General features: G+C 68.9%; 14 protein-coding genes. 4 read left to right on the top strand and 10 right to left on the bottom strand.

Annotated features, from left to right (window positions below):
• Positions 1-51 precede the first annotated feature (51 nt).
• The 4 genes from ABD017_RS10160 to ABD017_RS10145 all read right to left on the bottom strand — a co-directional run bounded on the left by ABD017_RS10160 (position 52) and on the right by ABD017_RS10145 (position 3,326).
• Complete coding sequence (locus ABD017_RS10160) at positions 52-1,233, bottom strand: glutathionylspermidine synthase family protein (protein ID WP_343882643.1); 1,182 nt, start codon at positions 1,231-1,233, stop codon at positions 52-54.
• Complete coding sequence (locus ABD017_RS10155; RefSeq protein WP_343882642.1) at positions 1,233-1,775, bottom strand: DUF1190 domain-containing protein; 543 nt, start codon at positions 1,773-1,775, stop codon at positions 1,233-1,235. The genes ABD017_RS10160 and ABD017_RS10155 overlap by 1 nt, the downstream gene beginning before the upstream one ends.
• Positions 1,776-1,849: 74 nt before the next feature.
• The gene (locus ABD017_RS10150; protein ID WP_343882641.1) at positions 1,850-2,812 is read right to left on the bottom strand and encodes a serine/threonine protein kinase; all 963 of its coding nucleotides are present in this window, start codon (positions 2,810-2,812) and stop codon (positions 1,850-1,852) included.
• A 73-nt stretch (positions 2,813-2,885) separates the two neighbouring features.
• Positions 2,886-3,326, bottom strand: a complete 441-nt coding sequence (locus ABD017_RS10145) for a hotdog fold thioesterase (protein WP_343882640.1) — start codon at positions 3,324-3,326, stop codon at positions 2,886-2,888.
• A 119-nt stretch (positions 3,327-3,445) separates the two neighbouring features.
• Between ABD017_RS10145 and ABD017_RS10140 the strand changes: the two genes are divergently transcribed.
• Entirely contained in the window at positions 3,446-4,498 is a 1,053-nt protein-coding gene (locus tag ABD017_RS10140; RefSeq protein WP_343882639.1) for a 2Fe-2S iron-sulfur cluster-binding protein, read from the top strand.
• A gap of 44 nt (positions 4,499-4,542) precedes the next feature.
• Here the strand turns inward: ABD017_RS10140 and ABD017_RS10135 are convergent, their stop codons facing one another.
• The 3 genes from ABD017_RS10135 to ABD017_RS10125 all read right to left on the bottom strand — a co-directional run bounded on the left by ABD017_RS10135 (position 4,543) and on the right by ABD017_RS10125 (position 6,055).
• A complete protein-coding gene (locus tag ABD017_RS10135; RefSeq protein ID WP_343882638.1) occupies positions 4,543-4,989 on the bottom strand; it encodes a rhodanese-like domain-containing protein in 447 nt (148 codons plus the stop codon).
• Between the two features lie 88 nt (positions 4,990-5,077).
• Entirely contained in the window at positions 5,078-5,485 is a 408-nt protein-coding gene (locus tag ABD017_RS10130; protein WP_343882637.1) for a hypothetical protein, read from the bottom strand.
• A 69-nt stretch (positions 5,486-5,554) separates the two neighbouring features.
• A complete protein-coding gene (locus tag ABD017_RS10125) occupies positions 5,555-6,055 on the bottom strand; it encodes a YiiD C-terminal domain-containing protein (RefSeq protein WP_343882636.1) in 501 nt (166 codons plus the stop codon).
• A 63-nt stretch (positions 6,056-6,118) separates the two neighbouring features.
• On the opposite strand from ABD017_RS10125, the gene ABD017_RS10120 reads away from it, so the two are divergent.
• From ABD017_RS10120 to ABD017_RS10110, 3 genes are all read left to right on the top strand, one after another.
• A complete protein-coding gene (locus ABD017_RS10120; protein ID WP_425543712.1) occupies positions 6,119-6,925 on the top strand; it encodes a uroporphyrinogen-III synthase in 807 nt (268 codons plus the stop codon).
• 252 nt (positions 6,926-7,177) lie between these two features.
• Complete coding sequence (locus tag ABD017_RS10115; RefSeq protein WP_343882634.1) at positions 7,178-8,254, top strand: uroporphyrinogen-III C-methyltransferase; 1,077 nt, start codon at positions 7,178-7,180, stop codon at positions 8,252-8,254.
• Entirely contained in the window at positions 8,251-9,507 is a 1,257-nt protein-coding gene (locus tag ABD017_RS10110; protein WP_343882633.1) for a heme biosynthesis HemY N-terminal domain-containing protein, read from the top strand. The genes ABD017_RS10115 and ABD017_RS10110 overlap by 4 nt, the downstream gene beginning before the upstream one ends.
• Before the next feature lie 128 nt (positions 9,508-9,635).
• On the opposite strand, the gene uvrD is transcribed toward ABD017_RS10110, so the two are convergent.
• The 3 genes from uvrD to polA form a co-directional block, all read right to left on the bottom strand.
• On the bottom strand, positions 9,636-11,834 hold the full coding sequence (uvrD, locus tag ABD017_RS10105; RefSeq protein ID WP_343882632.1) for a DNA helicase II: 2,199 nt from the start codon (positions 11,832-11,834) through the stop codon (positions 9,636-9,638).
• Between the two features lie 79 nt (positions 11,835-11,913).
• Complete coding sequence (locus tag ABD017_RS10100; RefSeq protein ID WP_343882631.1) at positions 11,914-12,135, bottom strand: hypothetical protein; 222 nt, start codon at positions 12,133-12,135, stop codon at positions 11,914-11,916.
• 322 nt (positions 12,136-12,457) lie between these two features.
• Positions 12,458-15,202 (bottom strand): DNA polymerase I, encoded by a 2,745-nt coding sequence (polA, locus tag ABD017_RS10095; RefSeq protein WP_343882630.1) that lies wholly within the window; start codon positions 15,200-15,202, stop codon positions 12,458-12,460.
• Positions 15,203-15,336: the final 134 nt, after the last annotated feature.

The following is a 15,336-nucleotide window of genomic DNA, read 5'->3' as shown; positions in this document are numbered from 1 at the left end:
GGGGTCCTGTGCAGAAAGACGGGGAGCTTAGCCGATGCCTGCGACCGGCGGTTACGCCATCAACACGCCGCGTGCTTCCTCGACGATGACGTGCGGCACGAAGCGCGCGGTGTCTTGGGTGATCAGGGAGCTGTCCTCGCGGATGCCGATGCCGCAGGCCCGATCGCCGACCACCCAGCTGCCGATCAGCGGGTAGTGGCCTTCGAAGCGCGGCAGCGGGTGGCAGGCCTGGCGAATGCTGGCGCCGTGGAGATACGGCCCCTCGCTCCGCAGCTCGCTGCCGTCGTCCAGGTGCATCGCGATGTTGGCGCCCTCGCGCGAATGCAGCGGTTTGCGCACCCAGCCGCGCGGCAATGCACCGCCGTCGTCGAACACGGCCGGCAGCAGGTTGGGATGGCCGCGATGCGCGTCCCACAACAGCGGCAGGATGCCCTTGTTGCTGAGCAGCGCTTTCCACGGCGGCTCGATCAATTGCAGGCCCGAGCGCGGCAGGTACGGGCCGAACGACTCGCGGAACATGTCCTCCAGCGGATACAGCTTGAACAGGCAGCCGATCACGTTGTCGTCCAGATCGGTGAAGCGGCCGTCCCCGGAGACGCCGATGTCCTCGATCGCCAGCGCGCCGCATTCGATGCCCGCCTGCAGCGCGCAGTCACGCAGGTAATCCACCGTGCCCTGGTCTTCCGCCGAGTCGCGCACCGCGGCGAAATGAAACGGTCGCGCGATGCGGCGCGCGATGGTGCCGAACGCTTCCACCAGCGTCTCGTAGATCGAATTGAACTGGTCGCTGCCGGACGGAAGCCGGCCACGCGCGAGCTGGTCCTCCAGCCATTGCCACTGGAAGAACGCCGCCTCGAACAGCGAGGTCGGGGTGTCGTAGTTCAGCTCGTAGAGCTTGGCCGGGCCGCTGCCGTCGTAGGCGAGATCCATGCGGCCGTACAGGTGCGGCTGGCGCTCGCGCCAGCTCTGCGCGATCCAGTCGCGATAAGGGTCGGGGATCGCCAACTGCTGCATGTGCCGTTCGCTGGCGACGATGCGGTCGACCATGTCCAGCGCCATCGCGTGCAGCTCCTCGGTCGGCGCCTCGAGGTCATCCTCGATCGCGCGCAGGCCAAAGGCGTAGTACGCCGACTCGTCCCAGTACGGCGCATCGTCGATGGTGTGGAAACCGAAGCCGCAGGCGGCCGCCTTGTCGCGCCAGTCGGGACGCTCGACCGTGGCGACGCGCCGCATCAGCCGCCGAAGCCGCGGCTGTGGCCCGAGCTGCCGAAGCCGGCGCGGCTGGTGGTGACGGCGCGGTTCGGCGTGGCGCTGATCGGCACCATCGCCGTGCGGTTGCTGCCGCGGTACACGCTGCCGCGCGCGCCACCGGTGGCGGGCCGCTGCCAGTTGCCGCTGCTGTCGCGGAACGCCGGACCGCTGGTGAAGCCGTTCATCGGCGCGCCGTTGCGCGACAGCATCTGCGACAGGAAGAAGCCGGTCATCAGCGGGCCGAAGAACGAATGGTGGGCGCCGTCGCTGCGCTCGGCGCATTTTTCCTCGCCATAGCTGGCCTCGCATGCCTCGCGGCTGGCGAAGCGCGGCGCGGTGGCGACCGCCTCCTGCTCGGCCTTGGCGTAAGCCTGCTGGCAGGTGTAGCTGTCGTTGGTCTGCGCGGTGCAGGCCTCGACCGAGGTGTACAGTCCTTCGCGCGCCGGGCTTTCGCTGTCGCAGGCGGTCAGCAGCAACGGGGCCGCGCTCATCAGCAGCAGGGCGGCGGTCTTGGATCGCTTCATGGGGAGGCTCGGGGAAAGTATCCACTCAAGCATGCCTGCTCGATCGCGCAGGGGGAAGCCCGCGCGCGCCGCGGCTAGGCCAGTTCGTCGGCCAGTTCGTGCAGGTCGGCCACGTGCTGCTCCCACCAGCGCGGTTCGGCGGCGAACGGGAAGGCCGCGGGGAAGGCCGGATCGCTCCAGCGCTCGGCGATCCAGCCGGCGTAATGCAGCTGGCGCATGGCGCGCAAGGCCGGGATCAGCGCCAGTTCGCCGTCGTCGAAATCGCGAAACTGCCGGTAGCCCTCCAGCAGCGCTTCCATCGCCGCCTCGTCGCCGGCCAGCATCCACAGATCCTGCACCGCCGGGCCGCGGCGGGCGTCGTCGAAGTCGACGAAATGCGGGCCGTTGTCGGTCCACAGCACATTGCCCGGATGGCAGTCGCCATGCAGCCGGATCTGCCGCACCGCGCCCACGGCTTCCTGCCGCCGCGCGATGGCGTCGTCCAGCCGGCCGGCGGCCGCGCGGTAATGGCCGTGCAGCGACGCGGGCAACAGCGTGGAGGCAAGCACCGCCTGCATCGGCTGGTGCACCATGGTGTCGCGATCGATCCGGCTGCGATGGACGAACGCACCGCGCGCGCCCACCACGTGCATGCGGGCGATCAGCCGCCCCAGCCATTGCAACTGCTCGGCCGACTCGAGCGAGGGTGCCCGGCCACCGCGTCGCGGCGTCAGCGCGTAGCGAAAGCCGTGGTGGTGCAGCAGGGTCTTTCCATGGAACGCCAGCGGCGCCACCACGGGCAACTCGTCGTTCGCCAGCGCCTGCGCGAACGCGTGCTCCTCCTCGATCGCCGCATCGCTCCAGCGGCCGGGCCGGTAGAACTTGGCGATGACGGGCGTCGCCGGTTCGTCGCCCACCGCCTCCAGCCCGACCTGCCACACGCGGTTCTCGTAACTGTTCAACGCCAGCAGCCGACCATCGGGCCACAGTCCGCAGGCGCCGACGGCGTCCAGCACCAGGTCGGGGCTCAGTCGTGCGTAGGGTGCCTGCGCGGTCATGGCGCGATGCGCTCCTTGCTTTCGCCTTTTCTGCGCGTCGCGGAGCGGAGCCGGTGCATGCGGAAAAGCGCGTTCAACGCGGCCCCGCCACGCGCGCGGGAACCACCGCCATGGTGAGGCGCGAAATGCACACCAGCGCACCGTGGTCGTCCTCGATGCGGATCTCCCACACCTGCGTGGTGCGGCCCAGGTGCAGCATGCGCGCGGTGCCGATGACGGTGCCTTCGCGCACGCCGCGGACATGGTTGGCGTTGATCTCCAACCCCACCGCCACCTCCTTGTCCGGGTCCAGCGTCAGCATTGCCGCGGTGCTGCCCAGCGTCTCGGCCAGCACCACCGACGCACCGCCGTGCAGCAGGCCGTAAGGCTGGTGCGTACGGTGGTCGACGGGCATGGTGCCCTGCAGCCAGTCGTCGCCGATGCCGGTGATGCGGATGCCCAGCGTCTCCATCATGGTGCGCTCGCTCCAGCCGTTGATGCGGGCCAGGTCGGTGGGCTGTTTCCAGATGCTCATCGTTGCTTCCTCCCGGTCGAAACCGTATTGTTGATCGCTGATATCGCTGCGGCAACGCGATACGACACTGTGTTGTTGCACTTACGCTGCCGCGTGCAGCGGATCATTCGGGGCATGCCTTGTTTACCGTCACCCTGCAAGCGTCTGGCCGCCAGTTTCCGGTGGCCACTGGTGAAACCGTGTTGGGGGCGGCGCAACAAGCCGGGGTGGCCTTGCCCTATTCGTGCCGCGCCGGCGTGTGCGGCAGCTGCAAGGCGATCATGCTCGAGGGCAGCTGCGAGTACCCCACCAATCCGCCACAGGCGTTGAGCGCGGGCGAACTGGCGCAGCACGCGATCCTGCCGTGCCAGGCGGTCGCCACCAGCGACCTGTTGCTGCGCGCGCGCGAGGTCACCTCGGTCGAGGACATCGCCCGTCGCCAGCTCAGCGTGATGGTGGTGGAGAAATGGACGCTGGCGTCCGGCGTGATCGGCCTGCGCCTCGCGCCGGCACCCGGCGAACGCCGCCTGCTGCGCCTGCCCGGCCAATACCTCGACGTGGTGCTGGAGGACGGCCAGCACCGCCCGTTCTCGATCGCCAACGGCCCGCAGGACGACGGCATGATCGAGCTGCACGTGCGCCACGTGGCGGGCGGCGAGTTCACCTCGTGGGTGGACGGCCAGCTGCAGGTTGGCGACCGGCTGCGCATCGAAGGGCCGCTGGGCACGTTCGTGCCGCGCGAGGACTCGGAGCGGCCGATGATCTTCATGGCCGGCGGCACCGGCTTTGCGCCGGTCAAGGCCATCGTCGAGCATTTCATCGGGCTGGGTTCGCGCCGTCCGATGGACGTGTACTGGGGCGCGCGCAGCGCGGCCGACCTGTACCTGCGACCGCTGGCGGAACGCTGGGCGGCGACGACGCAGAACGTGCGTTTCCACGCGGTGATTTCCGGCGCCGAGGTGGGCCCGGGCGAACGGCCCGGCCTGGTGCACGAGGCGGTGCTGGCCGATTACCCCGACCTGTCCGGCCACGATCTCTACATGAGCGGCCCGCCGCCGATGATCGACGCCGGCCACAAGCTGTTTCTGGAGGCGGGGTTGCCCGAGGACCGGCTGTACTACGACTCGTTCGACTACGCGCCCGAAGTGCTGGCGCGCATCATCACCGGACGCGCGGGCTTCACCGGCTTCTGATGGGTGTGGCCTGACCGATGGCGGCGTCCGCCGCCACGGACCGGTTACTTGCTGCCCTTGGCCACCGGCAACTGCGCCGCCTGCCACGCCAGCACGCCGCCGGCGAGGATGTAGACCTTGCTGAAGCCGGCCTTCACCAGCCGCTGCGCGGCCTTCGGCGCGTTGCCGCGGCCATCCTTGTCCATCACCACCACGGGCAGCTCGCGCGCGCTGGCAATGTCTTTCTTCTCCGGATCGAACTGGCTCATCGCCACGTGCTTCGCGCCGGGCACGTGGCGCTTCTCGAAATCGTTGATCGCGGACAGGTCGATCAGCAGCGGGCTTTCGCGATTGATCAGCGCGGTCAGGCCGGCCGGCGTCAGCTCGCGCGTCTTGCTGAAAAGCAGGCTGACCTGGACCACGATCAGGGCCAGCAGCAGGATCACGAAAAGGGCCGACAAGGCCATGTGGTTGCCGACGAATTCCGGCAGCTTGTGCAGTATTTCGTTCATCGTGTTTCCGCAGGCGCGGCGACCGCGCGGGTTCGGGTGAACCGGCGATTATACGGGCAGCGCGGGGCGAGCGCCCCGTGTCGCGGACTCAGTCGTGGGTGACGTCGGGCAGGCCGCTGGTAAGCCACCAGCGCTTCTTTTCCTCGTCGTAGCGCCAGGTCTGGCGATCGATCACGGTGCGCTCGGACTGCGTGTGGATGTTGATCAGGTGCAGCTGCACCACCTGCTGCACCTCGTTGTCCGTCACCGCGACCGGGCCGGCGCCATCGTCGTAGTCGCTTACGCGCATCTGCTGGTAGCGCGCCATGTCCAGCGAGCTGGGCGGGTTGGTCTGCAGCACCTTGGGGTCGACGAACTGCAGCGCGCTCTGGAAGCTGCCCCAGCGCAAGGTGGCGGCGTACGTGTTGAGCGTGCTGGTCAGCGCATCCTTGCGCTGGGCCGTGGCGCAGCCGGCCAGCAAGAAGGCAGTGGCGACGGCGATCAGGATGCGACGCATGGATGGTTCCCCCGGCAGGCGCGATGCCCTGCATTCTGCCGCAAGACGTGCGCCGCTGCGCGCGGCCGGTTAGTGCGTGCCGTCGGCGGCGGTGGTGGAATCGGCGCGGCGCTTCGCCACGAAGCGCGCGATCAGGGTGGCGGCGGGCTTGCCGTCGTCGCCCGGCACCACGCAGCTGACCTCGATGCGCGCCTTGCCGCGGGCGTCCAGCGTACGGAAGAAGCTGGCCCAGCTGGCGTCGACCGGCAAGCGCGCCACGCTGGTGAAGTCGGCCCACACCGGGCTCAGGTAACGCACGGTCGATTCGGCCACGAAAACGTCGCAGTCATCGCCGCGCTGGCGCAAGGCCAGCTCCACCAGGGCCCAGCCCGTGAGCGTCATCACGCTGACCAGGCTGCCGCCGAACGCGCAGCCCTTGTCGTTGACGTTGGGCGGCAGCGGCGCGAACAGGGTGAGGCTGTCGGCGTCAAAACCGGCAAGCTGCAGGTCCATGGCTTCGGCCAGGGGGATCGTGGTGCGGATGAACTGGATCAGCTCGCGGGCCAGCAACGGTGTATCGGGCGATGTCACTTCGATGAAGTCCGGACGAAAGGAGCGAACCGCCTAGTGTAGGGCGCCGCTACACTGCCCACCATGATTATCGGTGGATCGAATCGCGGCGGATCGGATCGGGAAGCTCCTGTGGCAGGCCCGCCGACGGGTCGCTTGCGCGGTCGCACGGTGGTGATCACGCGCCCCGTGGGCAACGGCGTGTCGCTGGCGCGCAAGGTGCGCGCGCAGGGCGGGCAGCCGCTGCTGCTGCCCGGGCTCGCCTTGCGTGGCGTGGCGGACAGCGCCGCGGCGCGCAGGGAATGGCTGGCGGCGTGCGAAGGCGAGGTGCTGATCTTCACCAGTCCGGCGGCGGTGCGGTATGCCGTCGCGCTGGCACCGCTGCGGACGGCCGCGCGGGTGCTGGCAGTGGGCCAGGGCACCGCGCGGGCCTTGCGGCGACACGGTGTCGACCACGTAAGCGCGCCGCAGCGGCAGGACAGCGAAGGCTTGCTGGCGCAGGCCGAACTGCAGGCGCTGGAGGGCCGGGCCGTGGCGCTGGTCGGTGCGCCCGGCGGCCGCGGCATGTTGCGCACGACGCTGCTTGCGCGCGGCGCTGCCTTGCGCGAGGTGCATGTCTACCGACGCGTGCCGGCGCGGCTGGACCGACGCCACGTCGATGCCGTGCGGCAATTGCCGTCGTCGACGCGGGTGCTGCTGTCCAGCGCGGAGAGCTGGCGCAATCTTGCCTGTGCCCTGCCACCGGACGCGCTGCGCCGCCTGTGCGCCGCCACCGCGGTGGTGAGCAGCGAACGGCTGGCGCAGATCGCGATCGCGGCCGGATTTGCACGGATCGAACAGGCGGCTTCGGCGATGGCGGACGACCTGCTCGCCGCCGCCATGCGCGATTGACCGTCGCCACCTTCACGCCGGCCCACCCCGGTCGGCGGTTAGGGTTGCCGGCGCGGACAAGGGTGGCCGCCGCGTCGTTGCCCGTCGATCCATCGCCGGAAAAAGCGCGGCTTTTCGCGGCCATTCTTGCTCGCTTTCTCCTGTCCAGCCTCTTAGCATGCCGACATGACCATTCCAGACGAACCGACTGCGACCCGCGATTCCCGCCCCGACCCCGTGCCGCCGACGCGCCCAGCCCGGGCTTCCGCGCCCGTGCGTGCCGCGCGCCCTGGCGGCGGCATGCTGGCGCTGGCGATCCTGCTGGCGCTGGCCGCCATCGCCGCGGCGGCGTACGTGGGCTGGCGGCAGTGGCAACAGGAGCAAGGCAGTGACGCCAGTCGTCGCGGCGCCGCGGCGCTGACCCAACGCATCGATGCGCTGGAGACCACCGTGGCCGGCCTCAGCAGCGAGCGCGGCAGTGTCGACCGTCGCCTCGACGAGGCGGCCCAGGTCAACCAGTCGCTGCGCGAAAGCCTGCTGAACCAGGCCCAGCGCACACGGCATCTGGAAGATGCGGTGGCGCAACTGGCCGAAAAAAGCCTGTCCGGCCACGACGCGATGTTGCTGGACGAAACCGAGTCGCTGCTGCGGATGGCCAGCGAGCGCTACACGCTGTTTCACGACGCGCAGGGCGCGGCGGCCGCGTACGCGCTGGCCGACCAGGCCCTGGCGGGCGTGGACGACGGCGCCTTTACCGGCCTGCGCCAGAGCATCGATGCGGAGCGCGACGCGCTGGCCAAGAGCCAGCCGGTCGATCTGTCCAGCACGCTGCAGCAATTGAATGCCCTGCGCGGCACGTTCACCCAGTTGCCGCTGAAGCCGCTGGACACCGCCGCGTCGGCACCGGCGACGGATGCCTGGTCGCGCATCGGCCGCGCCCTGTCCAGCGTGGTCAGCGTGCAGCGCGACAACGGCGCGCCGCTGGCCGTCGCCGACGCCCGCTTCGCGCGCGAGTTGACCGCGCTCGACCTGGCCCAGGCGCAGGCCGCGCTGCTGGCCTATGACGGCAAGGCCTACACCGAGGCCTTGCAGCGGGTGGACGCCAGCCTGTCCACCTGGTTCGACCCCGATGCGAACGCCGTGCAGCAGGCGCGCGCCACGATCGGGAAGCTGATCGCCGCGCGTCCCGTTGGCGACGAGGTGGTGCTGGGCGCGGCCCTGGTCGAGTTGCACAATCTGCGCGCGGTACATGCGTTGAACGCGGGCGGCAATGGCCCGGCCCGTGCGGCCAGCAGCAGCACGCCGGCACGCGCAGGCAGCAGCGCGCCGGCAGGCGGAGCGCGGCGATGAGGCTCTGGCGCTGGATCCTGCTGCTGGTGGTCGTGGCGGCGCTGGCTGCTTTCGGCTGGCACTGGATTGCCGAAGATCCCGGCTACGTATTGCTGCGTCTGCGCGGCTGGCGGGTCGAGACCACGGTGGTGGCCGCCGTGGTCATCCTGCTGCTCGCATGGGCCTTGCTCAGCTTTGCATGGCGACTGCTGCGCTGGCCGTTCGGCGCCTTCTCGCGGCGCCATCGGCGGCTCAGTCAGCAGCGCCTGGGCGAAGGTCTCATTGCCCTGTTCGAAGGCCGCCACGGCGACGCCGAGCGCGACCTGAACCGGGCCGCGCGCCTGTCCAGCGTGCGCGGTCCGGCCCTGCTTGCCTCTGCCGAGGCCGCCTCGCGCCGCGGCGAACACGCTCGCGCGCTGGAAGCACTCGATCAGGCCTCGCAGGCGGTGCCGCGTGCGGCGCGCGTGCTGCGTGCCCGCGTATTGCGTCGCGAAGGCAAGTCGGCCGAGGCGCTGGCCCTGCTGGCGCCCGAAGCGGACAAGGGGAGCCTCGCGCCGGCCGGATGGCGCGAGCTGGCGCTGGCCGCGCTGGCCAGCGGCGACCTGCGCCGCGCCCGCGATGCACTGGCGCCGTTGCAGAAGAGCGCCGCCCTGGGCGCGCGCGGCTATGCCGCACTGGAAATCCAGGTGCTGTCCGCCACCATCAATGCCGCCCCCGATGGCGCCACGCTCAATACGCTGTGGTCGCAGCTGCCCAAGGCGCAGCGCCGCGTGCCGGCCATCATCGACGCCTACGCGCGCCGCGCCGCCGCGTTCGGCCTGATCCTGCCGGCGATGGACGAGGTGGAATCCGCGCTGCGCCGCGAATGGTCGCCGCTGCTGATCGAAACCTACGGCGCGCTGGCCGGCGAGGATATCGAAGCGCGTCTGCAGCGCGCCGAAGGCTGGCTGGACGCGCACCCGAACGACGCCAACCTGCTGCTCACCCTGGGCCGCATGTGCGTGCGCCTGAAACTGTGGGGCAAGGCCCATCAATACCTGAGCCGGTCGCTGGCGCTCGTCCCGACCGGTGCCGCATGGGAGGCCTCCGGCGATGCCTTTGCGGGCCAGGGCGACCTTGCCGATGCGCAGCGCTGCTACCGCAACGCGCTGGCGGCGGCCCGTGGCGAGCCCGTCGCGCCGTCGACGCAAGCCGTCAACCCTGCCTACCCCGACACCCATCCCACCGCGGTGGAAGAACGCGACGTGCATGGCGTGCCGCGTTTGCGCGAGTGACTTGTAGGAGCGGCTTCAGCCGCGATGCTTTTTTTCGTGGGATTCGGGATTCGGGATTCGGGATTCGAAAGAGCGGAAAGGCATCGCGGCTGAAGCCGCTCCTACAAAAAGCCCGCACCCAAGCCGTTCTACAACGCCGTGAGATTGGCGTAGGCGGCCACCAGCCACTTGCTGCCGGCGCCCTCAAAATTCACCTGCAGCCGCGTGTGCGCGCCGCTGCCTTCGGCGCTGATCACCACGCCTTCGCCGAAGCTGGGATGGCTCACGCGCTGGCCCAGCTTTACCGGCAGGGATTCTTCCAGCGACGCCGACGCTTCGGCACGCCCGGCGTAGAGCGGGCGCGTCACGTGCACGCGCGGGCGCACTTCGTCGATCAGTTCGGCCGGCATCTCGCCCAGGAAGCGCGAGGGCCGCGCCAGCATTTCGGTGCCGTGCATGCGCCGCGATTCGGCATGGCTGACGACGAGTTTTTCGCGGGCGCGGGTGATGCCCACATAGGCCAGGCGGCGTTCCTCCTCCAGCCGGCCTTCGTCGTCCACCGAGCGCTGGCTGGGAAACAGGCCTTCTTCCATGCCGACCAGGAACACCACCGGGAATTCCAGCCCCTTGGCCGAATGCAGTGTCATCAGCTGCACGCAGTCATCGCCGGCTTCACCCTGGTGTTCGCCCGCTTCCAGCGTGGCGTGCGCCAGGAACGCGGACAGCTCGCTGAGTCCCAGCTCGTTGTCCTCGTCGGTGCGTTCGAAGCGGCTGGCCACGTTGACCAGTTCGTCGAGGTTTTCGACACGGGCCTCGCCGTTGCCGCGGCTGTCCTTCTCGTAGAAGTCGCGCAGGCCGCTGTGGGTGATGGCGTGGTCGATCTGCTCGGCGAGGGTGAGCTCCTGGCCCTCTTCCCGCGGGGGAGAGGGGGAAAAAGCGCGGGCCATTTCATCGATCAGGGCAAGAAACGCCTTCACCGCATTCTTTGCCCGACCGGCCAAACCGCCGCTGCTCAACTCGACCAGCGCCGCTTCCCACATCGAGATGTTTTCGCCACGTGCGCGGCGCCGCAGGACATCCAGCGTGCGATCGCCGATACCGCGGGCCGGCGTGTTCACCGCGCGCTCGAAGGCGGCGTCGTCATGGCGGTTGGCGGTGAGGCGCAGGTAGGCCAGCGCGTCCTTCACCTCGGCGCGATCGAAGAAGCGCTGGCCGCCGTAGACGCGGTAGGCGATGTTGCGCTGGACCAGTTGCTCCTCGAAATTGCGCGACTGCGCGTTGGAGCGGTACAGGATCGCGCAGTCCTTCGCGTCGCCATGCTCGGCGATGAATTCGCGGATGCGCTCGATCACGAAACGCGCCTCGTCCTGCTCGTTGTAGGCCGCATACAGCGCGATGCGTTCGCCCTCGTCGCCGTCGGTCCACAACTGCTTGCCCAGGCGGCTGCCGTTGCGCTGGATCACGCTGTTGGCGGCTTTCAGAATGGTGGAAGTGGAGCGGTAGTTCTGCTCCAGCTTGATGGTGCGCGCGCCGGGGAAATCGCGCAGGAATTGCTGCACGTTCTCCACCTTGGCGCCGCGCCAGCCGTAGATCGCCTGGTCGTCGTCGCCGACCACGAACACCTGGCCGGTGGCGCCCGCCAGCACGCGAATCCATGCGTATTGCAGCGTGTTGGTGTCCTGGAATTCGTCCACCAGCAGGTAGCGCCAGCGCTGCTGGTAATGCTCCAGCACGGCGGGGTTCTTCAGCCACAATTCGTGCGCGCGCAGCAGCAGTTCGGCGAAATCGACCAGTCCGGCGCGGCGGCAGGCGTCCTCGTAGGCCTGGTAGATCTGCACGAAGGTGCGGGTGACGGCGTGGTCGCGGTGTTCGATGCCGTCCGGGCGCTTGCCCTCGTCTTTCCAGTGGTTGATCTGCCAGCTGGCCTGGCGCGCGGGGAATTTCGCATCGTCCAGGCCCAGGCCGGCGATCACCCGCTTGACCAGACGCAGCTGGTCGTCGGCATCGAGGATCTGGAACGTGTCCGGCAACCCGGCTTCGCGCCAGTGCCGACGCAGCAGACGATGGGCGATGCCGTGGAAGGTACCGACGGTCAGTCCCTGCGTGCCGCCGGGGATCAGCGCACCCAGCCGCGCGCGCATTTCGCCAGCGGCCTTGTTGGTGAAGGTGACGGCCAGGATCGCCCAGGGCGGTACCCGTTCGGCCTGGGTCAGCCAGCCGATGCGGTGGGTGAGCACGCGGGTCTTGCCGGAGCCGGCGCCGGCCAGCACCAGGTAGTGGCCAGGCGGAGCGCAGACGGCTTCTCGCTGCGCATCGTTGAGCGGGTCGATCAGGTACGAAACATCCATCGCGCCATTGTAAGGGTCGCGCCACACCGCCAACGAAAAACCGCCGCAAAGGCGGCGGTTTTTCGTGCGGTCGGCCAGATCAGCGCTTCTTGTTGGCGATGCCGCCCACCAGCAGCAGGCCGCCAACCACGAGGCCGGCAATGCCCACCCATTGCGGCACGGCCTTGTCGTGCGTCGCTTCGATCTTGGCGGGGCCAAGCTGGGCCACCGTATCGGTGTCCTTGTAGCTGGCATTGCCCACGGTTACCCAGATGCCGGCAATCAGCAGAATGATGCCGGCGATGATCAGTCCCATACGCATGGATACGTCCCCTCTGTGGATGTGCACGGGAGTATGCCGACCGGGAGTGTGCAGGAAAGGTGGAGATGCGCCACGAAAAAGGCCCCGAAGGCCAGGGGGGACCTTCGGGGCCGGGCGGATGCGAGGCCCAGGGGAGAGGCTCGCATTCCGGTCGGATGGTTCAGGGAGGTGAGCCAACCGCGGATGCCATTGCGTGCATCCGAGGGGTTGGAACGCGCCGCGGCGGCAAAGTTGCACAGTCGCGGAAAGAGTTCAGAGGCGATTCATGCTTACGGAACGTTAACCCGCAAGTCGTTGTGCGCCATGGAGTCGTCTGTAGCGCTCAGTGCGCCTCGTCCCAGTTGGCGCCCACGCCCACGTCCACCAGGAGCGGCACGTCCAGCTCCACCGCGCCCGACATCCGCTCGATCACGGCGCCACGCACGGTGTCCACGGCATCGTCGCGCACCTCGAACACCAGCTCGTCGTGCACCTGCATCAGCATGCGCACGTCGTCGCGCCCGTCGATCCAGGCGGCCATGGCGATCATGGCGCGCTTGATGATGTCGGCGGCGCTGCCCTGCATCGGCGCGTTCACCGCGGCGCGCTCGGCACCCTGACGCAGGCCGTGGTTGCGCGAGTTGAGGTTTTCCAGATACAGCCGGCGGCCGAAGATGGTTTCCACGTAGCCGTCGCGGTGGGCTTTCTCGCGGGTGGCATCCATGTAGGCGCGCACGCCGGGATAGCGGGTGAAATAGCGTGCGATGTAATCGCTGGCCTCGCCGCGGTCGATGCCCAGCGCGCGGGCCAGGCCGAACGCGCTCATGCCGTACATCAGGCCGAAGTTGATCGCCTTGGCCGCGCGCCGCTGGTTGGTGGTGACTTCCGCCGGCGCCACGCCGAACACCTCCGCCGCGGTGGCGCGGTGCACGTCGCCGCCTTCGCGGAACGCGCGCAGCAGGCCTTCGTCGGCGGACAGGTGGGCCATGATGCGCAACTCCACCTGCGAGTAATCCGCCGCCATCACCTTCCAGCCCGGCGGCGCGATGAAGGCCTGGCGGATGCGCCGGCCCTCCTCGGTGCGCACGGGGATGTTCTGCAGGTTGGGATCGGTGGATGACAACCGGCCCGTCGCCACCGCGCCCTGGTGATAGCAGGTGTGCACGCGGCCGGTGCGCGGATTGACGATGCCCGAGAGCTTGTCGGTATAGGTGGAGCGCAGCTTGGCCAGGCTGCGATGTTCCAGGATCAGCCGCGGCAGCTCGTGCATGTCCGCGATCGCCTCCAGCGCCTCCTCGTTGGTCGACGGCTGGCCCTTGGGCGTTTTCAGTTTTGCCTGCAGGCCCAGCTCGTCGAACAGGATCGCCTGCAGTTGCTTGGGTGAATCGAGGTTGAACTCGCGCCCGGCCAGGCTGTGGCACTGCTGCTGCAGTTCCAGCATGCGCTTGCCCAGCTGCTGGCTCTGCCGGCGCAGCTCGTCACCGTCGATCAGCACGCCGCGGCGCTCCATCGCCGCCAGCACCGGCACCAGCGGAATCTCGATGTCCTCGTACACGCTGCGCAGGCTGGGCTCGACCTGCAGCTTCGGCCACAGCGCGTGGTGCAGGCGCCAGGTGATGTCCGCATCCTCGGCGGCATAGCGGCAGGCGGTATCCAGGTCCACCTGCGAGAACGAAATCTGCTTGGCGCCCTTGCCGGCCACCTCTTCGTACTTGACGGTGTCGTAGCCCAGGTATTTCTTCGCCAGCGAATCCATGTCGTGGCGGGTCGCGGTGGCGTTCAGCACATACGACTCCAGCATCGAGTCGTATTTCAGGCCCTGCACCGCGACGCCGTAGTGCGACAGCACATTGATGTCGTACTTCGCGTGCTGGCCGAGCTTGGGCTTGGCCGCATCTTCGAAGATCGGCTTCAGCGCGCGCACCACCGCATCGCGGTCGAGCTGCGCGGGCGCGCCGGGATAGTCGTGCGCCAGCGGGATGTAGCAGGCCTTGCCCAGCTCGACCGAAAAACTGACGCCGACCATCTCGGCGCGCATCGCGTCGATGCTGGTGGTTTCGGTATCGAACGCGATCAATTCGGCGTCGTGCAGTCTCTGCAGCCAGATCGCGAACCGCTCGGGCGTGGTCACCAGCTCGTACTCGCCCGGCTGCGACAGGTAGGCCGCGGGCGGTTCGGGTGCGGTCTGGGTATCGGCTTTCACGGTGACGGCAACCACGTCCACGTGCACATCACTACCGCCGGCCTCCGCGTCCAGCTCCTTCAGCGCCGCCTTGAAACCGTAGCGGGTGAACAGCGCGCGCAAGGTGTCGGTGTCGCGCTGGCGCAGGGTGAGGTCGGTGGGCGCCAGCGGCAGCGACACGTCGGTCTTGATGGTGACCAGCTCGCGCGACAGCGGCAGCTGCGGCAGCGCCTCGCGCAGGTACTCGCCGATCTTGCCGCCGACCTTGTCGGCGTTGGCCATCACGCCATCCAGCGAGCCGTATTCGGCCAGCCATTTCGCGGCGGTCTTGGGGCCGCACTTGGTCACGCCGGGCACGTTGTCCACGCTGTCGCCGGTGAGCGCCAGGAAATCGATGATGCGCCCGGGCGGCACGCCGAACTTCGCGGTGACGCCGTCGACGTCCAGCGTGGTGTTGGTCATCGTGTTGACCAGGGTCACGTGCGATCCGACCAGTTGGGCAAGGTCCTTGTCGCCGGTGGAGATCTCCACCTCGATGCCTTGCGCCTGGGCCTGCAGCGCCAGGGTGCCGATCACGTCATCGGCCTCGACGCCGTTCTCGCACAGGATGGGGAAGCCCAGCGCGCCCACGATCGCCAGCATCGGCTGCACCTGGCTGCGCAAGTCGTCCGGCATCGACGGGCGGTTGGCCTTGTACTGGTCGTAGAGCGCGTTGCGAAAGGTGTCGCCGGGGGCGTCGCAGACGAAGGCCAGGTAATCCGGCGCTTCGCGCAGCGTGGCGCGCAGCATGTTGACCACGCCGAACAGCGCGCCGGTGGGCTCGCCGTGTTCGTTGGTCAGCGGCGGCAGTGCATGGAACGCGCGGTACAGGTAGGACGAGCCGTCGATCAGGACAAGTTTGGGCATGACAGGGCAACCGTGGCGGCGGCCGGCTTCGCGCTGGCCGTTGGCCGGTCATTCTCGCACGCGTGGCCGGCGCCGCTTCACGGCTGACTGGCATGGGCGCTGGTATCCTGCATGCCCCGACCGAGGATACCGTC

The sequence above is a fragment of the Rhodanobacter caeni genome, from assembly GCF_039523575.1.
Taxonomy (GTDB): Bacteria; Pseudomonadota; Gammaproteobacteria; order Xanthomonadales; family Rhodanobacteraceae; genus Rhodanobacter; species Rhodanobacter caeni.
The sequence above is the reverse complement of the archived record's forward strand: the minus strand, read 5'-3'. Positions and strand labels throughout refer to the sequence as shown.